The sequence below is a fragment of the Pseudooceanicola atlanticus genome (assembly GCF_000768315.1).
In the GTDB taxonomy this organism is placed as follows: Bacteria; Pseudomonadota; Alphaproteobacteria; order Rhodobacterales; family Rhodobacteraceae; genus Pseudooceanicola; species Pseudooceanicola atlanticus.
Genome location: NZ_AQQX01000001.1, coordinates 816,661 through 832,004, shown reverse-complemented (window position 1 = coordinate 832,004; position 15,344 = coordinate 816,661). Strand labels below are relative to the sequence as shown.

General features: G+C 62.8%; 20 protein-coding genes. 2 read left to right on the top strand and 18 right to left on the bottom strand.

Annotated elements, in window-relative coordinates; genetic code table 11:
- Window positions 1-3: 3 nt before the first annotated feature.
- The 9 genes from ATO9_RS04085 to ATO9_RS04040 form a co-directional block, all read right to left on the bottom strand.
- Entirely contained in the window at window positions 4-2,232 is a 2,229-nt protein-coding gene (locus ATO9_RS04085; RefSeq protein WP_043745286.1) for a phage tail protein, read from the bottom strand.
- Window positions 2,220-2,630 (bottom strand): DUF6950 family protein, encoded by a 411-nt coding sequence (locus tag ATO9_RS04080; RefSeq protein ID WP_156127776.1) that lies wholly within the window; start codon window positions 2,628-2,630, stop codon window positions 2,220-2,222. Before ATO9_RS04080 ends, ATO9_RS04085 begins: the two co-directional genes overlap by 13 nt.
- On the bottom strand, window positions 2,627-3,235 hold the full coding sequence (locus tag ATO9_RS04075) for a hypothetical protein (RefSeq protein ID WP_043745280.1): 609 nt from the start codon (window positions 3,233-3,235) through the stop codon (window positions 2,627-2,629). The genes ATO9_RS04080 and ATO9_RS04075 overlap by 4 nt, the downstream gene beginning before the upstream one ends.
- Window positions 3,226-3,969: a hypothetical protein gene (locus ATO9_RS04070; protein WP_043745277.1), complete on the bottom strand. Its 744-nt coding sequence runs from the start codon at window positions 3,967-3,969 to the stop codon at window positions 3,226-3,228. Before ATO9_RS04070 ends, ATO9_RS04075 begins: the two co-directional genes overlap by 10 nt.
- Window positions 3,966-7,133 carry a phage tail tape measure protein gene (locus tag ATO9_RS04065; protein ID WP_043745272.1) on the bottom strand — a complete coding sequence of 1,056 codons (3,168 nt, stop codon included), beginning with the start codon at window positions 7,131-7,133 and terminating at the stop codon, window positions 3,966-3,968. The genes ATO9_RS04070 and ATO9_RS04065 overlap by 4 nt, the downstream gene beginning before the upstream one ends.
- 322 nt (window positions 7,134-7,455) lie before the next feature.
- Window positions 7,456-7,884: a hypothetical protein gene (locus tag ATO9_RS04055; RefSeq protein ID WP_043745263.1), complete on the bottom strand. Its 429-nt coding sequence runs from the start codon at window positions 7,882-7,884 to the stop codon at window positions 7,456-7,458.
- A gap of 3 nt (window positions 7,885-7,887) precedes the next feature.
- Window positions 7,888-8,367 (bottom strand): hypothetical protein, encoded by a 480-nt coding sequence (locus ATO9_RS04050; protein WP_043745262.1) that lies wholly within the window; start codon window positions 8,365-8,367, stop codon window positions 7,888-7,890.
- A gap of 33 nt (window positions 8,368-8,400) precedes the next feature.
- On the bottom strand, window positions 8,401-8,589 hold the full coding sequence (locus ATO9_RS04045) for a hypothetical protein (protein ID WP_043745258.1): 189 nt from the start codon (window positions 8,587-8,589) through the stop codon (window positions 8,401-8,403).
- A gap of 10 nt (window positions 8,590-8,599) precedes the next feature.
- Window positions 8,600-8,977, bottom strand: coding sequence for a hypothetical protein (locus ATO9_RS04040; RefSeq protein WP_156127774.1), 378 nt, complete (start codon window positions 8,975-8,977; stop codon window positions 8,600-8,602).
- Window positions 8,978-9,040: 63 nt separating this feature from the next.
- On the opposite strand from ATO9_RS04040, the gene ATO9_RS04035 reads away from it, so the two are divergent.
- Complete coding sequence (locus tag ATO9_RS04035) at window positions 9,041-9,247, top strand: hypothetical protein (protein ID WP_043745252.1); 207 nt, start codon at window positions 9,041-9,043, stop codon at window positions 9,245-9,247.
- Here ATO9_RS04035 and ATO9_RS23375 read toward each other — a convergent pair.
- The 4 genes from ATO9_RS23375 to ATO9_RS23825 form a co-directional block, all read right to left on the bottom strand.
- Complete coding sequence (locus ATO9_RS23375) at window positions 9,237-9,680, bottom strand: hypothetical protein (RefSeq protein ID WP_052418086.1); 444 nt, start codon at window positions 9,678-9,680, stop codon at window positions 9,237-9,239. The two genes, ATO9_RS04035 and ATO9_RS23375, sit on opposite strands and share 11 nt — an antisense overlap.
- Window positions 9,681-10,228: 548 nt before the next feature.
- Entirely contained in the window at window positions 10,229-10,987 is a 759-nt protein-coding gene (locus ATO9_RS24475; RefSeq protein WP_052418085.1) for a BRO family protein, read from the bottom strand.
- Window positions 10,987-11,397 (bottom strand): hypothetical protein, encoded by a 411-nt coding sequence (locus ATO9_RS04020; RefSeq protein WP_156127772.1) that lies wholly within the window; start codon window positions 11,395-11,397, stop codon window positions 10,987-10,989. The genes ATO9_RS24475 and ATO9_RS04020 overlap by 1 nt, the downstream gene beginning before the upstream one ends.
- Window positions 11,398-11,444: 47 nt before the next feature.
- The gene (locus ATO9_RS23825) at window positions 11,445-11,606 is read right to left on the bottom strand and encodes an Arc family DNA-binding protein (protein ID WP_081979431.1); all 162 of its coding nucleotides are present in this window, start codon (window positions 11,604-11,606) and stop codon (window positions 11,445-11,447) included.
- 102 nt (window positions 11,607-11,708) lie between these two features.
- On the opposite strand from ATO9_RS23825, the gene ATO9_RS04015 reads away from it, so the two are divergent.
- On the top strand, window positions 11,709-12,056 hold the full coding sequence (locus ATO9_RS04015) for an Arc family DNA-binding protein (RefSeq protein WP_043745247.1): 348 nt from the start codon (window positions 11,709-11,711) through the stop codon (window positions 12,054-12,056).
- Here the strand turns inward: ATO9_RS04015 and ATO9_RS04010 are convergent.
- From ATO9_RS04010 to ATO9_RS03990, 5 genes are all read right to left on the bottom strand, one after another.
- On the bottom strand, window positions 12,053-13,096 hold the full coding sequence (locus ATO9_RS04010) for a phage minor head protein (protein ID WP_052418084.1): 1,044 nt from the start codon (window positions 13,094-13,096) through the stop codon (window positions 12,053-12,055). The genes ATO9_RS04015 and ATO9_RS04010 overlap by 4 nt on opposite strands.
- Window positions 13,096-13,503: a hypothetical protein gene (locus tag ATO9_RS04005; RefSeq protein ID WP_043745244.1), complete on the bottom strand. Its 408-nt coding sequence runs from the start codon at window positions 13,501-13,503 to the stop codon at window positions 13,096-13,098. The genes ATO9_RS04010 and ATO9_RS04005 overlap by 1 nt, the downstream gene beginning before the upstream one ends.
- Window positions 13,500-13,886, bottom strand: a complete 387-nt coding sequence (locus tag ATO9_RS04000) for a hypothetical protein (RefSeq protein ID WP_043745241.1) — start codon at window positions 13,884-13,886, stop codon at window positions 13,500-13,502. Before ATO9_RS04000 ends, ATO9_RS04005 begins: the two co-directional genes overlap by 4 nt.
- A gap of 3 nt (window positions 13,887-13,889) precedes the next feature.
- Complete coding sequence (locus ATO9_RS03995) at window positions 13,890-14,270, bottom strand: hypothetical protein (RefSeq protein WP_043745238.1); 381 nt, start codon at window positions 14,268-14,270, stop codon at window positions 13,890-13,892.
- A gap of 70 nt (window positions 14,271-14,340) precedes the next feature.
- Window positions 14,341-15,342, bottom strand: coding sequence for a major capsid protein (locus ATO9_RS03990; RefSeq protein WP_043745236.1), 1,002 nt, complete (start codon window positions 15,340-15,342; stop codon window positions 14,341-14,343).
- Between the last annotated feature and the right edge of the window lie 2 nt (window positions 15,343-15,344).

Genomic DNA, 15,344 nt, shown 5'->3' with positions numbered 1-15,344 from the left:
TCCTTATGCAGTCGTTGCCGACACCGCCGCGGTGAACGCCGAGGCGGATGAGAAATCGCCGCGCGAGCGGGCGAAGTAATAGCGGGTCACACCGGAGCCGAGACCGTTTTCCTCAAGGGCGATCACGGTGTTCTGCGCCGCATAGACCGGATCATCGAGCGCGGCCGCGTCCTCGGGATCGGAGGTGGGTCCGGCGAAGATTTCCAGGCCGCGGACGTCGGGATCATTGGGCAGCCTGAAGCTGACCGCGATCGTTCCCGGATCGGTTTCGCTGGCCTTGCCATTGGTGGGCAGATCGAGGTCGATTGACACGATCGCCGTCTGGTTTTCGAGAACCCGGAAGTCGCTCTTGCCGTTCGGGGTGATCGTCCGAACCCGGAAGTCCTGCGCCACGGCCGCGACGCCCGGCACATAGACAAACACGTCGTCCGACCCGTTCCGCACGTCGGCCGGGATCAGGCCCGATTGCTCGCCCCAGCTGCCGCCCGTCGTGGTCCGCATCTGCCATTCGTAGTATTCGACGCCGGAGGACCCGGACGGATCGAACTCATACAGGATCCGGGGTGTGATCGTGCCACCGCTGTCGAGATTGGCAGCAGCACCCGTCGTGGCGGTGATCGTGCCGGGCATCTGCACCGCGCTACGCGTGCCGTCATAGGGCTCGTCGACAACGGCCTCCTCATCGGTCGCCGGGTCCCAGTCGTAAATATCGGCCGAGTGCCGCACCAGCTTGACCGGCAGCCGCATGGCGACCTCGCCATCCTGGCCCAGCGGATCGAGGGCCGGGTTGATGCTTTCGATCTCGTAGACACCGTCGAGATCGGCAAAGGCGGCGTGCCCGGCCGCAATCGTCACCGTGGCGCCGCCGACCAGGTCGAAAGCCTCTGGTGGCAACACGCCCGAGAGGCGCCCCTGCCGGCGCAGTCGACCGCCCGCAATCTTTCGAACACGCATGGCCTGCGTCGCCGACGGACAATAGCTCAGCGGCAGGTCCTTCACCGACGGGATGCCGCCATCCTCGGTCAGCGCGCCGGGGATTTCCCAGGGCTGCAGGTCAGCGGTTTCATAGCCGCGGTCCGGGCTGAGATAGGTGACGCGCAGCGTGTTGGTCAGCTCATCTTCTGGCGCGAGGTCGGTTTCCTCGATCCCGCCCTGCAGGAAGTCCGTCACCGTGATCGTCGGCGCGCGGTACTCGCCCGCCGCATAGCCCAGCTTGCCACCGATACGGATGATATCGGCCGCGCCCGATGCGAAGAGCGGCAGAACGTGATCTTCGAACTCGCCAGTGTCGAACAGCATGGTTCCCGCCGCCCGATACCGCGCTTCGGACCCTCCGGCATTCAGCCCCACGCTTTCGTCGCAGGTCTCGGCACCATCGATGAAGCTCTGCAGATGCAGGCTCCCCACCTGGTAGGCCCGCACCGGGTGCTGCCGGACCGCGTCCAGGCAGATCAGGGCGTGATTGTCTGACCAGGTCCAGGTCGACGGATCATCGCCATCCTGCTCTTCGTCCCGTGGGTCCCACACCAGCGAGAACTTGCCCTCGACCTCGACGATCGGCGGCGTGTTCGGCCAGCGCTCCTGGCGGGTTTCGTTGGGGCCCGCATTGAAGGCGATCCAGATCACCGTCCGGCCTTGCCAGCCATCTGTCGCCTTCCACAATTCTTCATCGGCGCCCTCGGCCCAGGGCGCCTGTTCCCGGAACCAACGGGGCGGCGTCGTCTGGTCGCCCCGCCCGATCCAGCAATGGGCCCAATTGTCGAACGGCGCATTGCTGGCAATGGCACCGCCGTAATCCGATCCCGACCCTTCAAAGTCGAAGGCATCGCCGGTCAGGGTCACTGCGCGTTCATCCAGGTAGAGCGTGAAATCCGGCAGGTAGGATGGACGGCTGTTGAGGATCCAGCACCCCCAGATAAGCGGCCCCCGCACCGGCGTGCCGACGGGCGTGCCGGTTGCACGGGTCTCGCCATAGACAAAGCGATAGGCCGGGGCCGTGGTTGGCGCGGGCAATTCCCGCTTGTAATCCTGCGCGGTCTGGCCCCGGCCCGCCTGCAGGGCATTGACGGCCGTGTTGATCAACAGCGAGGCACCGATCCGCAGAAGCGCCCCGCCGAGGCCCAGGCCGCTGGCCGCGGTCGCCGCGCCACCGATGCCCAGACCACCGAGGAAGCCGGACCCCCAGAGACCACCCGACAGAAGACTGGCCAGGCCGGTTGTCAGGAACGGCATGTCATGACCCCCACGATATCTCCGCAATGAAACCGCACGCCCTCAGCGCCCTGGGCGGCCGCGACCTGGGCATCGATCGCAAGGCCCAGCACGATCCCGAACGGCGGGCGAAATTCCAGAAAGACCAGATCGCCCGGCGCCGGCACATCGCGCGGCATCAAGCCGTTGCGGGTGAAGTGGTGGCGACACCAGGCTTCATACCCGCCGAACCGCCGCGCGAGGCGGAGGGCCGACACCGGGCCGGAATAATCGAGCTCTGCCCCGGCCAGCGGATCGACCCCCCAGAGGCCACGGAACGCCCTGACAGGCCCGCGCAGGCAATCGCGGCGCGTCCAGTCGAAGGCCCCGGCCATATGCATCCGTGCCGCCTGCAGGGCGGCCGCTGATGTGACTGTCACGCCGCGGGCCAGACGCTCGGGTTCCGCGCCCGCTTCAGCGCGTTCTGCACCTGGCGCCCGGCCGTATCGCCTGGATAGGCCGCGATCTGGTCTTCATAGCCGTGTGTGATCGATGCGCGTGCCCGCGCGGCCGGCCCGATCCCGAGCTGCAGGATCATGTCGTGCAGGAAGGCTTCGGCCCCGCCCGAAAAGGAAAACGACCGCCCCGCGAAATACCCGGCGAAGATCTCGACCGGATCGCTCACCAGAGTGGTGCCGGCCCGCTCCGTCGTGGCCCCGAAATAGACCGTGAACGACCGATTGCGCAGCGCGACACCTTTTTCCGCCCGGATCGCATCCAGCGGCCCGGCCACGCGCACGCTGGCATCGCCCGTGGCCAGCCCGCCCTCCTCGGCCGGCAGATCAGGCCGCAGCAGCGAAATCAGCTTGCCGTCGCGGGTGATACTCGTCCCCGAATAGACATTGCCACCCCAGGTCAGATCGCCGACGCCGCTATGCAGGCGAACGACCTGGTCGGGCCAGTCCGCCACCATCAGCACGACCGGATGGAAATGACCCGCCAGGGCTGCGATCAGCGCAGCGGGGGCGCCCCGTGTCAGGCCCATGGGTTCAGCTCCGTCCAGCTTTCATATTCGTCCTCGAACACTTCGCGGAATTCCCAGGTGTAGCCGAAGGTGCCCCGCGCCGGCTGAACCGAGCGCGGCATGTTCAGCGCCTCGAAGACGATGGATTCGCGGCCGCCAATCGTGACATACCCGCTGGCCGTCACCGCCTCAAACAGGCGGATCGTGGCCACACCGTCCGCATCCGAAGTGGCCGGTGCCAGGACATGCCCGCCTTGGGTCGTCTCTCCATCAGTCACCGTGAGGTATTGCGACGGACGAGCCACGACCGTGTTGGCCGGCAATCCCGTGACCTGGATCGCAGGCCAGACCCCGTCCGTGGTCGGTTCACCGTATGGGCCGTAATCGCCCTCCAGGAACAGCACGTCATCACCGGAATAGGACCACAGCAGGTCGTCGGATTCGGCGGACCATTCGAGAACTGCATTGGTCAGATCCAAGCGACCGGCGGCGATGACCCAGAGCGGAGCGAGGGCCTCGACACGCACAAGATGTTCGCCGCCATCCAGCAACCGCTTCAGATTTTCCACGTAACCCGCGCCGTTACGGTCTGATCCGATCCCGGTAATCGTCGCAGTGGCCAATCGATGCGGCCGCTGGAACGACGACGTTCGCGACTTTCCCGAGAACATCATCTGCGACCGCGCGCCCGGCGCATTCCAGGACAGCTCCCAGGCGGTCAGACCCCATGGAGGGCAGGCGTAGACGTTCGTCATGCCAGACCAGTAATGGCTTTGGGCTGATTGCGCATGCGCTTTGCGATCGCATCCACGGTCCGGGCCTGTCCCTCGGACGCCATGACCCTGAACTGCGCCATGATTGCTCCGTCATCCGATAGGGTCAGATCGCCACCAACAACCCGAACCTCTGTGACGCCCGACTGCATGGATTGGCCTCTGGTGTGGTCGATGACGGTTTCCTGCGGGTGAAGAAGGCCCCAGAATCCACCTCTTCCATCGACACCGCCAACTCGGGGACCATCGCCCGTGTAGCCGCCGCCGTCGAAACTGAAGACGGATTTCAGCAGGCTGCCAAACAGCCCCCCTCCTGACTTCTTCGTCGCACCAAAGCCAAACGTCTCCATCAGCAGCGACTTGATGCCTGACGACAGCAGGTCAGCGGCGATCTGTTTGAACACCTGCCCCATGGCCTCGCCGAGGTTTTCGCCATTCACGATCGCATCGGCGATGGCGTCGGAGAAGGATTCGATGCCGTCGATGACATCGGCGAACTCGATTTCGCGAAGCTTTTGGCCCGTCAGATCGATGGCCTGAGCCAATTCTTGTTCGCTCAGGTAGCCCGCCTCTTTCAGCTTGGTCAGGTCGGCCACCTCATCAGCGTACCGCTCGGTGTAGGGCATCGCTTTTCGAGTGGCTTCGGTCAGCTCGTCGCGCACCTTTCTTGCCGTACGCTCCATCTGGGTCTCTTCGGCGGTCTTGCGAGCCGATGACGAGCCTCCGCGCCCTCCCCGGGTCACCCTGTGGGCCTCGTTGTACGAGAAGGCTGTCCCCAGAGCCCTTGCCCGGGCGGCCGCGCCTGGGTCCTGAGTTACCGGCATGCCCATCAGCGCATCCTCGTCCGACATCATCGGGGTGGTGGTCGACAGCGCGATGGCGCGGGTCAGCGAAATTCCTAGCCATTCGGCGAGCGCGCGCGCCTCATCAGTGGCCGGTGCAATGCCGCCTGCCATGTCGGTGCTGGCGAGGGAAATTGCCGCCTGAAGCGCACCCAGAAGGCTGTCGTAAACGTGGCGAGCCTCTTCGTCAGTGGCAGCTGCGCCGCCGGTCGCTTGATCCAGGAAGCGAACGACGTCGCCCAAGGCAATTGCCTGCGCCTCGAACGTGCCCGCTTGCCTGACCGCACGAAGCATTTCGTCAAGGCGGATCGCTTCGGATATCGTCATTCCCAGATCGTCGCTGAGATCGCCGGCGGCTGCGGCCACGTCTCGGATCGCCCGTGATGCGTCGACTTCCTCGACCATGCCCAAGCTGTCCGCCAAGAGCGCGGCCTCGCGCCGCAGAGAAGCTAGGATTGTCGCGCCCTGATCGAACCCACTGCCGGTCGCGATGCGGCTCTGCGCGTCACCCAGGGCTGCCAGGCGGTCAATCAGTGAAGATGTCGCCTCGCTCGTTTTTTCGGCCCCTTCGGTCGCTGCCTCGCCGACGTTTGCGATGGCGTGATCCGTGGCCGACAAGCGGGCCTCTGCCTCGATCAGTGCGGCTTCGAGTTCCTTCACTGCGGCGCTCGACCCAGCCAATTGCTCTCCAAGCTGCGTGGTATACCCCCCGACGCCCGGGATTGCGTTCACGAGGCTGCGCCAAGTCGTGTTGAAGATACCTTGATCAGACTGCGCCTGCGCACGTGCCACATCGAGCGCCGCCGCCACCTGGTCCCGCGCGGCCTGAGCTGCGGCTTTCATCGCAGCTGCGTTCGCCTGCGTCGTGTTGCGGTAGAATGCCTCGGTCGCTTCGTTCAAGCCCTCCTGGGCGCCCTTCGCCTGGTCCAGCGCTTCAGCCAGCTCCCGGGCCAACTGCGCGCGATCCGAGAAGGCGCTGTAGATGCTGGCCGCCGCGACCGCGAATGCGACATGAGGCACAGCCAGGCTCGCCACCCGGAAGGCCGCCATTGCCCCCGCAGCGACCCCGGCAGCCGTCGTGATGCCCGTCATCCCGGCAATGATCGCAGGCGCGGTGGTCAAAGCAAGGAAGCCCCCCGCCACCGCCATGTCATCGAAGCTGTCGGCGGCAAACTCGACAGCGGGCACCATGACGGTCAAGATCGCGCTGCCGACGTCCAGCATGTTGTCCGAAATCTCGGACATGGCGACGTTCAGGCGGTGTGCATCGTCCTGCGCCATCCGGCCAAAAGCGGTTGATGCCGCCCCTGCCTTCTGAGCCATATCGTCCAGGATTTCATTCAGCTTGATGCCCCCGCCGCCCGCGAACGACAGCACCGCATTCAGCGCCTCGACCGACCCGAACAGTTGCGCAAGGGATTCCTGTGACCCGTCCGACGCTTCGATCACCTCATTCAGGAAGGTCGCCAAGCCGACTTCATTCAGGCGGTCAACGCTGAAAGCGACCTTCAACCGCTCTGCCTCTTTGGCGGCCTGGGACGTGGGGCTGATGATAGCCGCGAGAACCTGGCGCAGCCCTGTCACCGCGACGTTGGTGGATTGGCCCTGCGTCGTCAGCGCTGCCGTAGCCGCCACCACCTCTTCGAATGACACCCCTGCCGCTGCAGCAATCGGCACCACATTCCCAAGCGCGCCGGCCATCTCGCCGATGGTCGTTTTGCCGGCCTTCATGCCAACGAATAGCGTGTCGGAAACCTCAGCGGCCTGAAGGCCAGACGAAGCGTAGGTGTTCATCGCGGTGGTCAGAATGTCCACGCCAGTCGTGACATCCGTCACGCCGCCGATAGCCAGCTGGTTGGCGACGTCCAACAGCTGTGCAGCCTCTTCGACCGACCCAGCACCAGCAGAGATTGCCTGGTAGAACGCTTTCGCCTGATCGGTTGCGGTCCCGCCGTAGGTCTGCGCAAGCCGCCGCGTTTCAGCTTCCAAGGCCGCCATTTCGGACGCCTCGCCAGACAAGAGCGTCGACACCTCGGAAATTGCAGTGCCCAGCTCTCGCCGCATCGCGATAGACTTCGAGGTTATGGCGCCGAACGCGATGCCGCCAATTGCCGAAGAGACGACGCCGGCCGCGATCTTTGCGGCCCGACCAATCATTGCCATGTCGTCCGAGACGCCCTTCGCGGCCCGGCCTGTACGCTTCTCCATGCGCTCGGCCGCATCGCCGAAGGAATCCTGGCGCTTTACACCGCGATCCAGATCCTCGGTGTCGGCCTTGATGCCTATATAGTGAACATCGGTCATGAGGTGCTTTCTGCGAGTTCCATAGGGGAGAAGGCGAATGGGTCTTTGCCCAAGGAAAGGCCGCTGCAGTACGCCCGGGACATCCCATGCAAGATGCGGCACTCAGGGCCGGTCAGGCCGCCGTATGCACGAAGCTCCGTCAGCGGGATGGGGGTCGGCCCAAACCCAGAGCCAACCGCGTAGCCCAGCTCCGCGAAGACCTCGAGGAGGCCTGTTGCATCGCCAAGGTCCGGGAATTCAAGCCGGGCGAACTTTTGTTGCCGCGTCTCCGTCCAGCCGTCCGGTTTCGAGCGGTAATAGCCTAGCTGCCGGGCGAAGAGAGTCAGTCGGTCCCGTCGCCCGGCCGCACGTTTCCCACATCACCCATATGGTCGATGATCTGGATTTGAATGTTGTCCGAGTTGCGCAGGACTGAATCCCGGTTGGCGTCATTGAACGGGTACTCTGCCCCGCCATCCATAAGGTTCTGCCAACCGGTCAGCGCCACCCGCGCCACGCGAAAGACTGCTTCTTTGGCCGGGATGCGCGCGCCGTTCGATTGTTCCTCTTCCATGGCGCGGCGCTCGGCCTGAACGGCGGACGCCTCGTTGCCCAGGACGTGGAACAGGACTGGCTTGTCCTTGTCCCGGTACAGCAGCGCGCCGCCAGTCTTGTGAGTGTCGCCGCGCCCCGGCTTTCCGAACGGATCGCGCAGGTGCATGTCGGAGCCGCGATCGGACGCGGCCCGTGCGTTCAGCTTCGAAATATCCATGGATTAAGCCGCCGGCTCGACATCGATGACAGCGAAATCGTTGGTGCGGAAGCTTGCGGAGAAGCCCTCGAAGCTGGTCGTGGTCGGCTGGTTCGGCAGGTAGCTGTGAAGAACACCCTGCGCGTACACCACGGGGTCGCCTTCGGCCAGCGCACCGCCGGTGCCAGATCCGACACCCATCTTGATCGACACGATCCCGTCGTTGTCGTTCGCTTGCGCCAGAACCGTGCCTTGGCCCGTATCGGACGGGACCTGCCGGAATTGCGCCTGGCTGTCGGTGCCGGTGGCGGCTCCCTTCACCGCTGTGGTGAAGCCCGTCAGAAGATCGGGGATGTCGATCATCGCGTGGGAGATGCCGAACTGGAAGCCCTGGATCAGCCCGTTCACCTGAACCCAGGTCAGGGCTTCATACCCAGCCTTGTCATTCGTCGCGGGCGCGGCAGTGGCGATGTAGAGCGAAGTGCCGATGGAATTGTTGGTCATTGGTCTACCCTTTCAGGTCTGTGATTGAGGTCGTCAGTCGCCACTGGCGTCCTGAGCGGGGGTATCGCCCGAGGCTTGCCCGGGTCCGATTTCAGGGGAGGTTCGCTGCCAGCCCTTGGCCAGCCACACATCCAGGTGCTCTTTGAGCGGCCGCGCAATGGCGCCTGTCTTTGGCCACACGATTTCGATCCGCTCAGTGGCGGGGGATTTCTGTTTCGTCATGATGGTTCTCCTAGAAGCTGTACTGCCCGCGGATGCGGATTGGCACCGCGTAGATACCCCTCGTCGTAGGCAACGCGGGTCGCGGCAGCGGCGCGTCGATGATCGTCACGCCATCGAAGCGATCGCCGGGGCGGAAGAGGGCGACCAGGGCGGCAACCAGCTCCGCGTTTTCCACGCTATATTTGGTGTTGGTCTCGACCCGAACGATAATTTCCGGGGTGCTGTCGGTATGCCCGTCCAGGCCCACCGTGCGTTGCGCCCCGCCCGCCTCTTGCACCACGTAGCGGGGGCAATCAGCAGCAGGGCCAGCTGGCAGAACGAGGTTGGGCCGCCCTGGCATATTGATGATGCGGGCGATCATGGCCTGCTGGCCGGCGGTCAATGACATGATGTACCCCTTGATCCCCAACAATGCCGCCGCGTAGGTTCCCTTTGACGAAGGGAGAATGTGATGGAAGCTATCCTTGGTGTGCTTGGCGCGATGGCCGTTCTTGCGGGGGGCGTTTTTGCGTTCGCCCCGACAGGCATCGGCAATATGACGCTTGGTGTCGCTCTGATCTGCGCGGGGTTAGGCTTCCTTGCCACGGCGAAGATCATCACTGTTCTGATGGAAATCCGGGATCGCCTCCCCGAACCTAAGACACCGCCTAAACCTTAAACGGCGCCACGTTCATGTCGAAGATAGTCGGCCACTGCTGAACGGCCCGCAGGACAAAGAACCGGCCAGGATGGTTGAACGTCCGGCCCAGCTTGTCTTCGCCACTGAACCCGTATTCGATCCGCCGGGCGTGAGGTGCGGTGTAAACCGCCTCGATCACGTCACCGACCTGCATCCCGGATATCAGTGCCACGTAGCTGACGTCCCCCTGCCCTACGACGCCGCCGTTGATCGCGACCTCTTGGCTCTGAATGAGCTCGGATGAGACAACCGGCACGAACCCTTCGATGAACGCGCCCCCATCTGCCAGGCCTTCAACCCGACGCGACATGAGCTCGCAAACGTCTTGGATTGCACCGCGCGCGATGTACTCGATCTTGTCCTGGGCAACATCCAAGGATTGCCTGATGCCAGCAGAGAAGGTTTGTGTCATGCTGCCTCCAAAAACATCAAGAAAACCAGAAGGGGTATTTGAAATATGTGGAAAGTAATTTCGGCTTGCATCCTATGCGCGCTCGGCTTCCCTGTTGTTGCCCAAGACAATCCTGCGGCTGACTACTTGGAATGCTTCAATATCAAAGATTCTGACGACGATAGGCTAACCTGCTACGATAGCTTGTCCCGAAAGATGCTTATTTTATCTAATTCCTTACGAGGCCGAATTCACAATAGCTCTGGCGGATGTAAAATTGAGGCGTGGAATTTCAAAAATCAATCAAACACAATAAAATTAACGGGATCGACAACCTGCTCATCTGGTCGGTTGGACTACCGCCTATACACCGAAAATGGCGGCCAGTTTATTACATCAGGCTTTACATACATTAAGGGATTTGCCTTTCAAACCTACGCTGACGGCTCGCCCCAAGACGAATTGCTGATTCGATACACCATCGAATAATCGCCATGCTGCCTCCGAATGTGTGAAGCGGCCCCCGAAGGAGCCGCTTTTGTCACCTCTACAGGTGGTGGGGGCTTCGTTTATGCTGCTTCGTCGCCTTTGGCGAAGATCTGCGCCAGCCTGGCCATCCCTTTCGGCGTGATCACCAGCGTCGCCGATACCTTATCCTCGCCGGTGTGCTGATCGGTGTACCGGCCAAGCTTGTGATCCAGATATCCGGCGTTTCGTTTCTCCACGTAGGCTTGCAGCGGCCCGCGACCGCCCTGCCGGAAGGCCCACCTGTTCAGTTCCAGCCACTTGGTGAACTTGTGCTCGGGAACGCCCAGCACCTTTGCTGCCGGCCGAACGGTCAAATTTCCCTCCGCCGTGTCGAGCCGGTCAAAGGCCTCGGCCTTCGGCGACATCTCCGTAACCTTGGCTTCCGCGATCTGGGTGCGCTGCGCATAGCTGGTCAGGAGGGGCACCAGTTGTGCTGGATCGTCCAGATTGATCGTCGCCGCCTGACTTACATCGTAAGAGCCCGTCTTGCGGATCGTCGGCAGGATTTCGTCCATCACCATCGCCTCGAACCGCTCGGCCGAGGGAAGCTTGGATCGGACGATCAGCCGGTAGACGTCACCTTCCGGGATGATCTTGGTCTGCGGGTCCAGATCGGAGGGGTGAACGTTTTGTTCACCCCCAACATCTTGTGCCTTTCGGCAATGGTCACGCACGGCCTTCTGCGGGTTGCTGTAGCCGAGCGCCCCAGCCACGTCCTTGCCGACGAACCACGGGTCACCGCTGATTTCCATGACGCGGATCGGTGCGCCGTCGAAGTTGAACGGAACGATCCCTCCCATCAGACTGCCCCCTCAAGCCGGACGCCCAGGCCGGGAAACCAATCGTGCCGAACACCAGGGCGTAGGTACAGCAGTTCGCCACCGCGCCGGGCGGTCGCCCAGACCGTCTCCTGGTTAATCTTGTCGTGCGCGTCGTTCCTGTACTGGAGGCCGACGAGGCGGGCACCATCGGGGAGCGTCTGCCGAAGGTGGCGGTTCAGGTTGATCAGATCCACTACCGCGTTCATCAGCGGGTCGCTGGTCGAGTCTTCCGTGAGGCGCTTTTTCCACCAGTCTGGAAGATCGGGTGTTTGCTCGTCGGGCATCTGGTAAGCCAGAGCCGGGATTGCGTTGGCCGCGAAGGCGGCGGCGGGTGCGAGCTTGAAAAGGTCGCGTCGTTGCAGTAAGCTCATTTCTGAACCTTTCGTCATTGTACGGTTTCACATTCAAAGCCGTCGGGATTGCAGTCCCGGCGGCTTTACTTTTCTGGCTTCTCGCTCAGCCGCATCACGATGTGCGTATTGAGCGATCGACCAAGGGCTTTCGCCTCCTTCTTCAGTTCTTCTCGGAGCATGAACGGAAGCCGAAGAGAAACTTGCGCCACTCCCTGCCCGCCCTGCGATCCGATAATGGTTTCCATATCTGCGTCCTCTCGTGATGCTATCAATACAGTTACAATCGTTTTGATTGCATTGACTGTCAAGCCTAAAAAATCACTTTGATTGCAGCGCAAGGAATCATCATGACAGACGACAGCAGCCAAAAACCAACAGTTCAGATCGCCCTTCGCCTCTCTCCAGACCTTCGCGACCGGATCAAGGGCGCAGCTCAATCGAACAACCGGTCAGTGAACAGTGAGCTTATTGCTGTTCTCGAAGAAAAGTACCCAGCCCCACGCCGATTGAGCGCAGTTGCGCAAGACCTTCTGGAAACCATTCGTGCCTACGAGAAAAAAACTGGCGTTCGCTTTTATGATGCGGTCGGTCCTGAAAAGGCTGAGGAACTGAAGGTTCAGCTTAAAACACTCGTCGCGTTGATGGACACGAAGCTGGAAGAGATCGATCGCGAAAATACTCCACCCACCACCTAACTCGCCACCATGGCCCAATCGATCCTGATGCGCTCAGAACACCGGCAATTCACCGTCTCGGCCGCCGGTGCTTCAGGGTCGTGTGGATGGGCCAAGAACGCCCCCGTCACAGGGCTTTGAAACTTCGCCTGCCAGCGGACTTCCTGACCTTGCATCGCCCGGTGGCTGTCGCGCGTCCTCGGCCCTGGCGTCGAATCCCAGATGCGTGTGATCGCCTCGACCGGAACCTTGCCGCTGTCGATCATCTGCTGCGTGGCCTCATGGCGCCCTGCGTTCATCGCGCCGTTGCCCTCGGTGCGGGCGATCATGTCGGCCCGGAGGCGTAGAAGCCGATCACTGTAACGGCCCGTGATCTTGTCGACATCAGCCTGCGAAAGAGGCCGGCCTTCCTTGATGGCCTTGCGCACCGTTCCGTCAAATCGGCGGTCCCGTTTCGCCCGGCGGAAATAGCAGCTATCCAGCGCCTCCAGTTCGACCCGTGCCTTTCGCACCGCTGCGGCCTGGCGACTGTGCAGTCCGATCAGCCCGCCCTTGCGCTGGTTGCCCTCGGTGCGCCCGATCAGGTCAAGTGTCGTCGCTCGGTAGCTCCGGTTCGTCTCCCGCGCCTCGACCAGCGTCTCCCGGATCACGGTCTCCACGCTTTCGCTGATCTCGGTGATCAGACGCCCAGCCAGACGGCGCGTCGTTTCGATGGCTCTCTCGTGGAACCCGTCGAACCGCACCACCAGCTTCGGCGCGGTATTTAATGCCCGCTTTGGGAGCAACCCCTGTTGGTACAGCCCCCCGGCAATGAAGGCGTTGGAGTGCGCCCGATCTAGGGGGGCGTAGAAGCCTCGCGCTGCGAACCCGATTGCAGCCCGCATGTCGAGAATAGCCGCCTCGATGTCCCCGGTCTCGGTGTACCGCTGCACGATCTCCTCAAGGGTCCGCTGAGCCGCAGCTGAACGCATGTCCGCGAAGGCCTCGATAAAGGCGTTCTCGATCTGGGTCAGATGCGGCGCCAGGGCTTCAAGAAACCGGCGGCGGGTATCGCGGGGCATTAGCTATCTCCACTCGCTGCCTGGCACTTCCAGTACAGCACTGTACCCCCCGGCTGTAGCGGATCGACAGCCTTGACGTGCAATGTGCGTCCGTCGCTCAAAACCACCGTATCGCCATTCTGCGGTTCAGTCACGTTGCCCGCGCTGTCGGCCAGCGGGACGGTCAGCATCAGCTTCACGTCCCGCTCGGTGATATCCGTCCCCTGACGATCCATCGCGCTGTACTGGTTGATCATGGCGACCGCCGAGTAGTCAGTTGGCTGGCCGGGGACGATGACAGGGTAGTTGCTCACGTCGTCCTCGCCAGGGCGGGTGATGGTGGCGATCAGCGGGTTGCCGTTGCCGACTTCTGCCGTGGCCTCAGCGACGGCCGCGAGGACCTCTGCTGCGATGTCAGCACCGCTCATACCGCCCACGCCCCGATGCCAACGATCCGCATGTAAGGCGCCAGCATGGCCTCAACCTTCGTGCTGACTGGCATGGCCCCCATGGCGCCCGAAGCGTCACCCCGCACGGTCCATTGGACATCACCAACCTTGGTCAGCGTCTTTTGCTGATCCGGGGTGAAGGTCTTTGACCAGAAGCCGGGTGTGGCCAGCTCCAGCTTGGCCAATTCGTAGACCGCCGCGTCAGCAATGGCATCCGGCGGGGCAGCGGACAGGCGCGGCAGCAGAGCATAGGTGTAGTGATCCTGAGCCCGCACGAGCGCCGCCGCACTGTCTGCGTCATCCGCCACCGCGTCACCGCGAGCCGCGGCATAGGCAATCCAGTCCTCGACGGAGGCAGTCATGGGTTAACCAGCGGTCCGTGCTGCCATGACTTCGTCCTTGACGCCTGGCCAGAGAGCATCGCGCTCTTCGGCAGTGAACGGCGCCGCATCGTCGGTCAGTTCGTCATTCAGAGCGCGCACATCGGGACGGCCGTCGGCGATGAAGTCGTCACCCGCAATTTCCATCGCGGCCAGCTTCAGCAGCTCCTGGCGCTCGACGCCGGACGGCGCGGGTTCGACGGGTACTGCGCCTTCAACAGGGTTCGTCACGGCAACCTTACCCACGGGGCGGCACTTGCCGACCAAGAAAGGCGGAATCTTGTCGCCTTCGAATTCCACGACCTCCCCAACGGGGATTTCGTCGCGCCCCTCGAAGACGCCCTTTTCAGTGATTTCGACCTTCATGTTGATGCCCTCCGGCTTTCTGGTGATCTCATGAAAGGGGCCAGGTCACCCCAGCCCCTCGCTCAGATCATCAGGAAGAATGCGCGATCCCTGATTGGTCTGCGGTGTCGTAGCGCACCTCGACCACAGCAGCCCCCATGGACATGAAGTTGTAATCGTCATGCGGGTTGGCGCGGAACAACGGCACTGTCGTCGGCGGCATCGCATTCAGCACCCGGATCAGCGTCGGGTCCTTGACAACAGCGATGATCTCATCGGCCGCAACGGACGACGACGGCACCACATTCGCCACACCGCTTTCGAGGACGCGCTGCGCGATCGTCTTGCCAGGATAGGACGTCGAGAAATCCGTCTCGCGTGCATATTTCCAGTCATTGATGTTCACGTAGAGGGTCGGCTCGGCGAAGACGTTCTTCGCGTAGAGCAGCGCCGTGGTCGCGTTGACATCCGCCAGCCACTCAGCACCGGTGCAGGTCGACAGATCGTTCGTCGTGGACCGGGTCGAACGCTTGGGGTGCGTGCGGATGCCGTAAAGCGGAGCCCCTGCGACCACCATCTTGGCGTTGCCATCCAGCGCCCAGGTCTCCAGGGTCTCGGAGATCTTGCGGTTGGAGTTCAGCCGGCCTGCATCATCCAGCTGGACGCCTTCGGTCTGAGCTGCTGCTACTTGCCGCCAGCCATAGCTGAACGTCGAATTGACGATCGGAACCGGGGTGCCGACATAGGCGTAGGTTTGCTGGTCCGTACGGGCGGTCGAGCGACCGTCCAGAGACACATTGACCTCTCCGGAGTCGCTGATCTGCTGGAAGTAGCTGATCAGCTTGCCGATCGGAAACGGACGGGCAACGGACGCGGCCAGGTCGTTGAACACGGCCAGCATCGACCGCTGAACCATCAGGCCATCGTTGTCCCATTCACCCCAGACATCGCGGGGCATCGGCGAGGCGTTGCCAAGCAGGTTCGCACCTTCCGCGGTGAGGCGGTGCGTTTCCGCCATTGCGATCTGCTGGGCGTTGAAGGCACGGCGCTGATTGACGACCGCGGCCTGCTGTTCTTCGGTGAAGCGAAGCATGT

What these genes read in the sequence shown, in the direction of transcription:
- ATO9_RS04085 (WP_043745286.1), bottom strand. Translation starts at nt 2,232, where the DNA reads ATGCCGTTCCTGACAACCGGCCTGGCCAGTCTTCTGTCGGGTGGTCTC.
- ATO9_RS04075 (WP_043745280.1), bottom strand. Translation starts at nt 3,235, where the DNA reads ATGGGCCTGACACGGGGCGCCCCCGCTGCGCTGATCGCAGCCCTGGCG.
- ATO9_RS04070 (WP_043745277.1), bottom strand. Translation starts at nt 3,969, where the DNA reads ATGACGAACGTCTACGCCTGCCCTCCATGGGGTCTGACCGCCTGGGAG.
- ATO9_RS04065 (WP_043745272.1), bottom strand. Translation starts at nt 7,133, where the DNA reads ATGACCGATGTTCACTATATAGGCATCAAGGCCGACACCGAGGATCTG.
- ATO9_RS04055 (WP_043745263.1), bottom strand. Translation starts at nt 7,884, where the DNA reads ATGGATATTTCGAAGCTGAACGCACGGGCCGCGTCCGATCGCGGCTCC.
- ATO9_RS04050 (WP_043745262.1), bottom strand. Translation starts at nt 8,367, where the DNA reads ATGACCAACAATTCCATCGGCACTTCGCTCTACATCGCCACTGCCGCG.
- ATO9_RS04045 (WP_043745258.1), bottom strand. Translation starts at nt 8,589, where the DNA reads ATGACGAAACAGAAATCCCCCGCCACTGAGCGGATCGAAATCGTGTGG.
- ATO9_RS04040 (WP_156127774.1), bottom strand. Translation starts at nt 8,977, where the DNA reads ATGTCATTGACCGCCGGCCAGCAGGCCATGATCGCCCGCATCATCAAT.
- ATO9_RS04035 (WP_043745252.1), top strand. Translation starts at nt 9,041, where the DNA reads ATGGAAGCTATCCTTGGTGTGCTTGGCGCGATGGCCGTTCTTGCGGGG.
- ATO9_RS23375 (WP_052418086.1), bottom strand. Translation starts at nt 9,680, where the DNA reads ATGACACAAACCTTCTCTGCTGGCATCAGGCAATCCTTGGATGTTGCC.
- ATO9_RS24475 (WP_052418085.1), bottom strand. Translation starts at nt 10,987, where the DNA reads ATGGGAGGGATCGTTCCGTTCAACTTCGACGGCGCACCGATCCGCGTC.
- ATO9_RS04020 (WP_156127772.1), bottom strand. Translation starts at nt 11,397, where the DNA reads ATGACGAAAGGTTCAGAAATGAGCTTACTGCAACGACGCGACCTTTTC.
- ATO9_RS23825 (WP_081979431.1), bottom strand. Translation starts at nt 11,606, where the DNA reads ATGGAAACCATTATCGGATCGCAGGGCGGGCAGGGAGTGGCGCAAGTT.
- ATO9_RS04015 (WP_043745247.1), top strand. Translation starts at nt 11,709, where the DNA reads ATGACAGACGACAGCAGCCAAAAACCAACAGTTCAGATCGCCCTTCGC.
- ATO9_RS04010 (WP_052418084.1), bottom strand. Translation starts at nt 13,096, where the DNA reads ATGCCCCGCGATACCCGCCGCCGGTTTCTTGAAGCCCTGGCGCCGCAT.
- ATO9_RS04005 (WP_043745244.1), bottom strand. Translation starts at nt 13,503, where the DNA reads ATGAGCGGTGCTGACATCGCAGCAGAGGTCCTCGCGGCCGTCGCTGAG.
- ATO9_RS04000 (WP_043745241.1), bottom strand. Translation starts at nt 13,886, where the DNA reads ATGACTGCCTCCGTCGAGGACTGGATTGCCTATGCCGCGGCTCGCGGT.
- ATO9_RS03995 (WP_043745238.1), bottom strand. Translation starts at nt 14,270, where the DNA reads ATGAAGGTCGAAATCACTGAAAAGGGCGTCTTCGAGGGGCGCGACGAA.
- ATO9_RS03990 (WP_043745236.1), bottom strand. Translation starts at nt 15,342, where the DNA reads ATGCTTCGCTTCACCGAAGAACAGCAGGCCGCGGTCGTCAATCAGCGC.